The 9002-nt window shown below is 36.7% G+C and carries 8 protein-coding genes; 6 read left to right on the top strand and 2 right to left on the bottom strand.

Annotation, left to right across the window (positions count from 1 at the left end; all coding sequences use genetic code 11):
* Positions 1–218: hypothetical protein (locus tag QVB70_RS07320; protein ID WP_287584943.1), on the bottom strand; the 218-nt coding region annotated here is incomplete at its 3' end.
* 356 nt (positions 219–574) lie between these two features.
* Between QVB70_RS07320 and QVB70_RS07325 the strand changes: the two genes are divergently transcribed.
* On the top strand, positions 575–1759 hold the full coding sequence (locus tag QVB70_RS07325) for a DUF4350 domain-containing protein (RefSeq protein WP_287584946.1): 1185 nt from the start codon (positions 575–577) through the stop codon (positions 1757–1759).
* Between the two features lie 25 nt (positions 1760–1784).
* Here QVB70_RS07325 and QVB70_RS07330 read toward each other — a convergent pair whose 3' ends face one another.
* The gene (locus QVB70_RS07330) at positions 1785–2486 is read right to left on the bottom strand and encodes a phosphatidate cytidylyltransferase (RefSeq protein WP_342766552.1); all 702 of its coding nucleotides are present in this window, start codon (positions 2484–2486) and stop codon (positions 1785–1787) included.
* A 239-nt stretch (positions 2487–2725) separates the two neighbouring features.
* Between QVB70_RS07330 and QVB70_RS07335 the strand changes: the two genes are divergently transcribed.
* The 5 genes from QVB70_RS07335 to QVB70_RS07355 all read left to right on the top strand — a co-directional run.
* Positions 2726–5098: a beta-galactosidase gene (locus QVB70_RS07335; protein ID WP_287584951.1), complete on the top strand. Its 2373-nt coding sequence runs from the start codon at positions 2726–2728 to the stop codon at positions 5096–5098.
* A 116-nt stretch (positions 5099–5214) separates the two neighbouring features.
* Positions 5215–5814, top strand: coding sequence for a molybdopterin-dependent oxidoreductase (locus QVB70_RS07340; protein ID WP_287584953.1), 600 nt, complete (start codon positions 5215–5217; stop codon positions 5812–5814).
* A gap of 301 nt (positions 5815–6115) precedes the next feature.
* On the top strand, positions 6116–6712 hold the full coding sequence (locus QVB70_RS07345) for a 4Fe-4S dicluster domain-containing protein (RefSeq protein WP_287584955.1): 597 nt from the start codon (positions 6116–6118) through the stop codon (positions 6710–6712).
* A complete protein-coding gene (locus QVB70_RS07350; protein ID WP_287584956.1) occupies positions 6713–7636 on the top strand; it encodes a CoB--CoM heterodisulfide reductase iron-sulfur subunit B family protein in 924 nt (307 codons plus the stop codon).
* 46 nt (positions 7637–7682) lie between these two features.
* Positions 7683–9002 (top strand): CoB--CoM heterodisulfide reductase iron-sulfur subunit A family protein (locus tag QVB70_RS07355; protein WP_287584958.1); only part of this gene is annotated, 1320 nt, incomplete at its 3' end.

Below are 9002 nucleotides of genomic sequence, written 5' to 3' on the forward strand. Positions count from 1 at the left end.
ATAGCAAATACCAAAAGCACAACAACAAATACATACAATAACACCATAGCATTAAAGATATTTAATAATGAAACAATTGTGAGACCAACCAAAAATAGTGGTAGAATATATAACAATGGCTTCCCCAAGCGAACATTATAGGCTGTATATCTTGCTTGTGAAGCCTCTACTCGTTCAACCGTCTTTTCAGTTACTTTCACTCTTTTTGTCCAACTCACATTTTTCACCTTTGATACTAATTCAAGAGCTTTTGCTCTTCATTCTTAATGAAACACTGTGCATAACAACCAGATGTTCTTTTTAGATGATGATAGAAGTTTTCTATGCGATAAATTAATGAAAAATCTACCAGATTCAATCTCATGGAGGGATATGTTGAATTGACACACCTAGGTTGTTATACAAATAACGCAATGCTTTCTTATAAAAATTGCCTAATCCCAAGTTTTGAGGTCTTTCATGCAATTATGGTGGAGAGATCAAAAGGTATTTTATCTCCAAAACATTTTTAGTCATTTTCTTTGCTTTTAGAATAACTATTGTGCATTACTAAAAATATTGTAAGGGAAAACTTATGCGATACTTCACACCCTTAAAACAAAGTGCTGTTTTTCTTACGATATTTTGTCTTATCTTTGTGCTCATTGCAGGTTTGCCTATTACGGACAATGATAATCATGTTACTGCAGCAGATCAGCCTCTTATGAGAATTGTATTTGATAATACTCACGAAGAAACCAATTCAATTAATGGGGAGTTTAATAATGCCGCTGAATTGCTTAATAATAAAGGTTATTTAGTAAACAAAAGTACAGAGATACACACTGACCTTTCTATAGTGCTTCTTAACTGTGATATTTTTGTAGTAACTGCTCCCCACAAGACGTTTCTTCCGAATGAGACACAACTCATAGAGACTTTTGTCGCTAATGGTGGAAACCTTTTCTTGCTTGGTGATTATGAATTCAATTCAACTTTGACTACTTCTATTAACTCTCTTTCATCGCATTTTGGAATAGAATTTGACCAAGAACTTATTGAAGATGTCAGTAGCAATGATGGCCGTCCTGATCAGCCAACAATTTCAAGATTCTCTAAGCATCCTATTATCAATACTACTGATGTTCAGGAGTTCACGCTCTATAATGCGACTTCAATATTTGGTGGTAGACCAATCGCATTTACTTCCTTAGAGGCTAGTCCCTCAAATGCAACAGTATTGACATCAAGTCGGTTAAAAAGTGGAAAAATCGTAGCTATAGGGGATTCTGATCTTTTTAGTAACGAATTTCTTGAAGGGGAAGCAAGGAACCTTCTTTTAAATATTTTCGGGTGGTTCGTCTTAGATGTTACTGAAATTGTTGTTGGCGCAACCAGTGTTGTCCAAGGAGCATCTGTGATATTAACAATTAATATTTTCAGTCTACAAAATCGCTCTAATTTATTTGTTCGAGTAGAATCAGAATCAGGAGGATTTGAGAGATTTGAGAAGCCTTTTAACATTACAGAAGGATCGAATCATATTTCAATTGAAGTACAATCGTCTTTGATCCCCTACACTTTTGGAGAAAAAACACTTAGACTTATTATTCTCTTTAAGCCTTTCGCGTTCAATCTAAATATTGTTTATGCTGTGGAATTCATCATTTCAATCAAGATATCAGCCTTTAATTTTGTTGTTGGATTTTTTATACCATTTATTCTCATTATAGGGCTCTTTCTACATTCTGCTCGTATTGGCAAGCGAAAGAATCAATAAATGCATTTTAGCCAAACTGGGTTTCTTAAAAGAAGATAATGCTGAGAATATCACTCATATAAAAACGGGCAAGATGAACATATGTAATTGCGAAACCTAGAATGATTGACAGGATAAGGTTATCATCAATCGGCAACTCAACTAAGTCAACTGAAACAACTACACTTGCAGCTACTATCGAAATAATAATTGGCCAAAATAAAGGTGTTTCAAAGAAGAAAAATATACTAAGACCTAAACTGGTAAGAAACGCACCTATTGCCCCTTCAACTGTCTTTTGTGAATCTTTAGAAATCTTGTGTCTTCCAAGAGCAATTCCAGTAACTGCTGCCATCCCATCTCCGGCTGCTGCGATAGTAACTGCTGCGATAGCGATTATCTTTTCAAATAAAAAAACTGTAGTCAATGCACCTATTGTGAAGTAGACAGCAGCACCTAAAGTTCGCTTTTCGAACGGCCTCGTGACTGTATCCGCCATTTTTCGTAAAGGAAATAAGTAATAGGCTTTTACACGAATGATATCTGATACAACAAACCCCAACAAAAAAATAGAACACCATAATAGAGTTGTTGGCTTATTAGAAAAATAATATAGAATGACAACAACTAGAATAGTGAGATGGAATAGTTTTCGGCTTACCTCTCTTCTAAATTTTATTTTTGTCTTCTCTTTCAAATAATTCCCCTGGTTATATATGATATTATAGGTGAACTGGGGTGTGATCAATCACCCAATCAAGGATTATTGTTTTTTTATTTTATTGAATTTTTCTAGTATGTTCAACAAGTTGGTAAATTAAACGTTTTCAGCAAGCAATATATTGAGATAAATTAACAAAATAGTAGTAAAAAGCATATGACTTGGCTTTTTAAAAAAGATGCCCCTATAAAGTATTCAATTTTAGACCGAAAAGTTTTACATATTGTTTTTGAAAATATTGAAGTAGAGAGTAGGGATGTTAGAATATGACGTCTGAGATCAAAGATAATGTTTGGTTTGTTGATGGGGAACCTTTTACTCTTATAAGCGGCGCATATCATTATTTTCGCATTCCGAGGGATTTATGGGAGAGTAGTTTAACTCAATTAAAAGACGCGGGGTTTAATACAATTTCTACTTACATTCCTTGGATTTGGCATGAGATTAATGAAGGTCAATTTGATTACGAAGGTAACACCGTCCCTGAGAGAAATCTTGCTGAATTTATCTCAATCGTCAAACGACTAGGTTATAAACTTGTAGTTAGACCTGGTCCCTATATCTTTGCCGAATATGCCGGCTATGGTATTCCAGATTGGCTTCGGGAAGAATATCCAGAGATATTACAGGTTGAAAGCAATGGAAAAATATACAAAGAGGTTACAGTAAGACACCCAAGCTTTCTAAAAAAGGTGAAGAATTGGTATGATGCGCTCTTTGATCAGGTTCTTTTGCCTTTTATTGAAGATGGGACTATAATAGCCATCCAGCCAGATAATGAAGCCGGCGAATTACTCGTAGCAAACACAAATAAGCGAGATCACAATCCCTATACGCTCAGACAGTTCATAAATTGGTTAAAGGAGAAGTATAATTCAGCGATAGATGCTTTGAATAGAGTATGGAAAAGTTCTTTCAAAGATTTTTCAAAAATTAGACCCCCTCATGGCTGGATTCGACCTGAACTTAAAGAAGAATTTGCAGATTGGCATGAATTCCTTGAAAACTATGTTGCGAAGTATTTACGGACATTAAAAAACATGATACAAAAAAAAGTACAAGAAAAGGGAGTTAATGTACCCATATTTTTCAATGATCCTTCCTTTCCATTCAGCCCGATTTCTTCTTATGACAAAATGACCATTGCTCAAGGACCAGTGTTTCCTGATATCTATGCGAAATTCTTTGGTCATTCATATACGTTTGACTTACCCTTTATGGGATCATATACTGGTCACCTATTCAAAAATTTTTTATTAGATTGGCCACAGATAATTACTGAGCTTCAATGTGGTTGGTTTGATCCCTCCTCAAATGTTTCAAACGCACAGACTATACAATTAGCTATGCAACTAATTGCTCATGGCGTTTGTGGGTTTAATTGGTACTTAATAGCAGATTGCAGAGAGGTAGATGGATCTGAATACATTTGGAAGACCGCCATTGATTTACAAGGGGAAAAGACAACCCGATTTGATGCCGTTAAAAAGGTTAATGAATTTGTTTTAGATAACAAAGAATTACTCTTAAATTCAAAGGAAGTTCACGATCCAATAGCCATAGTCGAATATCTTTCAAATAATCGAATGATCTCTCAGAATCCAACCGACGCAGTTGTTGACTTCTCTCAATATGGGTTGATGGGGATGATCTTGTCTGCGGGATACGATCCAGAAGTACTCACCCTAGAGACGTTGACTACAGACGATCTCTTAAAGTATAAACTCGTTTTTATGGTTAGTAAAGGTTTTATGGACAAAGAAAACTTCCAAAAGCTCTTTCATTATGTCGAACGCGGAGGGTCACTTATTGTTTTGCCAGAAATCATAAAATATGACCAAAATGGCATAATCCTTGAGGGATACGAGAAACTCTTTCCAGCAGAACCTATAGGTTCTGATCTGAGATTAAGAGTAATAAACCGACCTTTAGCCTATCTAAAAACCGGACTTTCTTTCGCCAAATATGCACTATTTGACCGCTCTAAGATTAAACATAAAGACTCGCTGTTCGTCCTCGATTCTATGCATATACTAATCAACGCCATCCATAATGTCTTTAATCCAAGTGAAGTATTACGTTTAGAACCGAAAGGAACTATGGTTCGTGGGCACGCTCTAACACTGGAATTTGATAAACGTGCCAATGTCGAACCATTTCTAGCTGATGATAAAGATAATATGATTGGTTATGTGAATTCATACGGTAACGGAAAAATAATCGTCCTTGGAACAATTATAGGGGCTCCGTTCATAACATGGAGATATTATGAACAATCTGAGGAAAGACATTCAGAATACCTTAACTTCATCGATCAGTGTCTAATAATGACAGGGATTGAAAGAAAGATAGCAGGTTGCGAGTACGTAGAAACTGTAGCCAGAATTGCAGAGGATTGTACATTATTCTTTTTGATAAATCGAGGAATATCCAGATCCCGAACTTTCAAGATTCGTGATTTGGAGCATTTCAATTTAGGAAACAAAGAAGAGTTTCGCGTTGATGTGATCTTCTCAAACAACAATCGAGGAAAATACAAGGCAGTTGACTCACAAACATTTGCGAAAGAAGAATTTATTACAAAAGGAGTTCAACTTCCGTTAGACACTGATGAAGTTGTAGTCCTGAAAATCAGTTGAAATGTCAAAGTGCTTATTTTAGCCAAAGCGCATGAAGTGCTGCAATCGAAATTTTTAAAAAATATTTATTTTCAACTAAATAAATACCACTGTCATAAGATATAGAGTGATTTTTGTTGAAGAAGAAGAATTTTGTAACAATTATTGTATTAATTTTAATTGGCGCTTCTTTAATAGCAACCACTTTTCTTTTGAACGCTATTAATTCTGATAGAAATTATATACCAGAAGAAGACAATGACGAATGGGTTCTCGTAGTAGATGGTCTGGTAAGTTCCCCACTTACTCTGACATATAATGATCTTCTTGAAATGCCCTCTAAGACAGTAAGAGCTAGGCTTTGGTGCGTAGACGATCCCACAGGAGTAAGTGCTAGTACTCACGATTGGACTGGAGTCCCTCTAAAAGATATTTTAGAAACAGCAGGGATCTCTGATAATGCAGTAAAAATTGCTTTCTATGCGGCAGATGCGTATTCAACAGATCTTACGCCAGAAACTGCACTAAGAGACGATATTATAATTGCGCTCCAGCGCGACGGGAAGTTCATCGACAAAAAACAAGAAGGATATCCGCCGACGCAGTTGGTGGTGCCTGGAAAGTACGGTTACAAATGGGCAAAGTACCTCATACATATCGAAGTAGTAGATTATGATTTTCTTGGATACTATGAGAGTAGAGGCTACTCTGATGAGGCTGATTTTCGCAGTTCTTGAGTCCTTAGATTCGATATTGCAATTCACGCGAAAATGTAATTACAGATTGATAGGGTCTTTTTTTTAGTTTAAAAATAGCTTAGCGCATTTAGGAATCCAAAATGAACGATTATGATAGATTCTTTATTCTTTTATGCGCCAAGAGAAAAGATAATAAATCAAAGTAATTAGTTCACATTGACTGATAATTAACTTGATCAATGTAATTGTGACGAGAAGCTAAAAATCGTTTTTACAATAATAAAACAAGTTATCGAAATACCCTTTTAGAGTTCAAAAAAGGATTTAGGAGGAAGAAATCATGGTAGCTAGACCTAAACAGATAAAGATCAATCATGAATTTATAAAAGAACTCACAAAGTTACCTGAATGCGAACATTTGAAGAATTGTTACCAGTGCGGAACCTGTGCTGCTTTTTGTCCCTCATTCAAATATTCTAAGGTTTATAATCCCAGAAGGATCGTACAAGAGGTTTTAGTCGGTCTAAAGGACGAAATTATCAAGGATACAAATCTCTGGTTCTGTGGGCTCTGCCACGCGTGTACCGAGCAGTGCCCGCAAGGTGTAGAGTTGAGTGAAATTTTATCACACATCAGGAACTTAGCGTCAAAAATTGGCAACATTCCTGCACATTTGGTTGGTGAAGTAAAAAACCTATTGGAAACAGGGCAGGTCGTTCCTCCCAGTAGCGCAATAAATAGAAGAAGGGAGAAGTTAGGATTACCCGAAGTTCCTGAAGCGCCAGCCGACGAAATCCGTGCTTTGGCAGAATCAACAGGAATAAAAGACATGGTAATGCGAAACGAAGAAATGGAGAAAGAAAAAGAACGACAAATAGCAGAGGAAGCAAAAGCGCGAATGGAGAAATTGGAAAAAGAGAAAAAGGAGGAAGCCTAAATGACAGAAAAAGAATATGCACTTTTTCTTGGTTGTATGGTACCAAACAGACTTCCACATCTTGAATATTCATTTAGAAGAGTTGTAAATCATCTTGACAGTGAGAACTTAATTCATGACATCGAAGGGTTCGGCTGTTGCCCAGAGCCAATTGGTTTCCCAGGTATGGACAATATGACGTGGCTCACCCTTGCAACTCGTAATTTAACCGTTGCTGAAGAACAGAACATGGATATAATGACACTTTGTACTGGTTGTTTTGAATCACTAAAAACTGCTAGTGTGAAGTTAAAACATGAACCTAAACTAATGGAGAAGGTAAACAAACATCTAGGCAAAGTAGGGCGAGAATACAAAGGCACTGTAGAAGTAAAACACATATCTCAATTTTTCTATGAAGATATAGGCTTAGATAAATTGAAACGGAACGTAGTAAAAAAATTGGACAATATAAAGGTTGCCGCTCACTACGGTTGTCATTTATTACGACCAAGTGAGATTCTTGCTTTTGATGACCCCCACAACCCGACAAAGTTTGATGAACTTATAGAAGCTACTGGAGCTACTTCAGTCATGTACCTCAGGCGAGATTACTGCTGTGGGGCAGGAACAAAATCTCTTGACGGTAATGTAGCTGCAGAGATGGTTATGGAAAAACTAAGACAAGTGGCTCGCGTAGGCGCAGATTGTATGTCTGTGCTATGTCCGTTCTGCTTCTTGCAGTTCGATTTAGGTCAAGAAATGGCCTCAAAAGCTTTCAAAGATTCATATGATGTCCCATACCAAATCCCCGTGCTTTACTATCCTCAGCTGCTTGGCTTATCATTCGGCATTGATCCAAAAGAATTCGACTTCAAACGTCACAGAATTAAAGTAAAACCACTGTTAGAAAAAATTGATGCTGTAGCAGTACCAGCTATATAATCTTTCATTATCCTCAGAAAAATGATTTAAATTAAGGTGAAATAAATTGACGAAAATTGGTCTTGCACTTTGCGATTGTTTTGGTAAGTTTGTAGATGTACTTGATTTCGATTCTATTGAACAAGCTATGCGAGATTCAGGCAAATTCTCTGTAATACTAAGAAAAGCTGACTTTTGTATGACATCTGGCTTAGAAACGATCAAACAAATGATTACCGAAAATAATTTAGAAAAAATTGTGATTGCTGCGTGCTCACCCAAGGCATATGAGCCGACATTTAGGATGGTTATCGAAGAATTAGGCATGAATAAATACAGTTCGTTAGCAATGGTAAACTTAGAGAATCATGTTGTTCGTGTACATAGAGACATGCCAAAAGAAGCAACAGAAAAAGCTAAAACATTGATTTTAGCTGCTGTGGCGAAGCTGGAAAAGGCTGAAGCCATTGAGAAAATAAAGATTCCGATACAACCTTCTACACTAATTATTGGCGGTGGAATTGCTGGAGAAACCGCTGCACAAGAATTAACTGATCTTGGATTTGACGTCACACTGGTTGAACGTCGCCCTTCAATAGGTGGGAGAATGCTTCAATTAGGAACAGTTTACCCAACTGATGATTGCTCTCTTTGCGTACGCTCTTCCGGTTCAGTCGGATACGACATTGGAGGACCCCGAAGATGCTTCTATCGCGGTGGACTTGGCTCACTTGACAAATTGGAGATTTTAACAAATACAGAAGTAAAGAATGTTAAAGGTCAAGTCGGACACTTTAAGGTAACTTTGGAAAAGAAACCAAGATATGTAAATGAACATTGTATTAACTGCAATAAATGTGTAGATGTGTGCCCTATCGAAGCAGACAATAGTTTTAATTTTTTTCTAACTAAAAGAAAGGCAATTTACCGCCCATTCCCACAATCTATTCCGCCATATTACGTAATTGATCCAGACACATGTATATGGTGCGGAAAATGTGTGGAAGTTTGCCCAACAAACGCTATTGATCTAGAAGAAAAAAGTAAAACAGTAGAGAAAACCTTTGGAACAGTTATAATGGCCACTGGTTTTGCAGAATATGATGCTAAAAAGCTGAATTACGGTTATGGAATGTTTCCAGATGTTGTCACTCAACTTCAGTTGGCGAGGATGTTAGATCCAACCGGTCCATCTTTTGGTGAGCCCTATAGGCTATCGAATCAAGACATGCCTCAAAAAGTCGTGATGATCCAATGTGCTGGAAGCAGAGATGAAGCACATATGCCATACTGCTCAAATGCATGCTGTATGATTGCATTAAAACACAGTATAATGATCAAAGAGAAACATCCAGAGATCGACATAACGATATGCTATAAGGATATC

The organism is Candidatus Borrarchaeum sp. (genome assembly GCF_019058535.1).
Taxonomy (GTDB): Archaea; Asgardarchaeota; Sifarchaeia; order Borrarchaeales; family Borrarchaeaceae; genus Borrarchaeum; species Borrarchaeum weybense.

What these genes read in the sequence shown, in the direction of transcription:
- QVB70_RS07325 (WP_287584946.1), top strand. Translation starts at nt 575, where the DNA reads ATGCGATACTTCACACCCTTAAAACAAAGTGCTGTTTTTCTTACGATA.
- QVB70_RS07335 (WP_287584951.1), top strand. Translation starts at nt 2,726, where the DNA reads ATGACGTCTGAGATCAAAGATAATGTTTGGTTTGTTGATGGGGAACCT.
- QVB70_RS07345 (WP_287584955.1), top strand. Translation starts at nt 6,116, where the DNA reads ATGGTAGCTAGACCTAAACAGATAAAGATCAATCATGAATTTATAAAA.
- QVB70_RS07350 (WP_287584956.1), top strand. Translation starts at nt 6,713, where the DNA reads ATGACAGAAAAAGAATATGCACTTTTTCTTGGTTGTATGGTACCAAAC.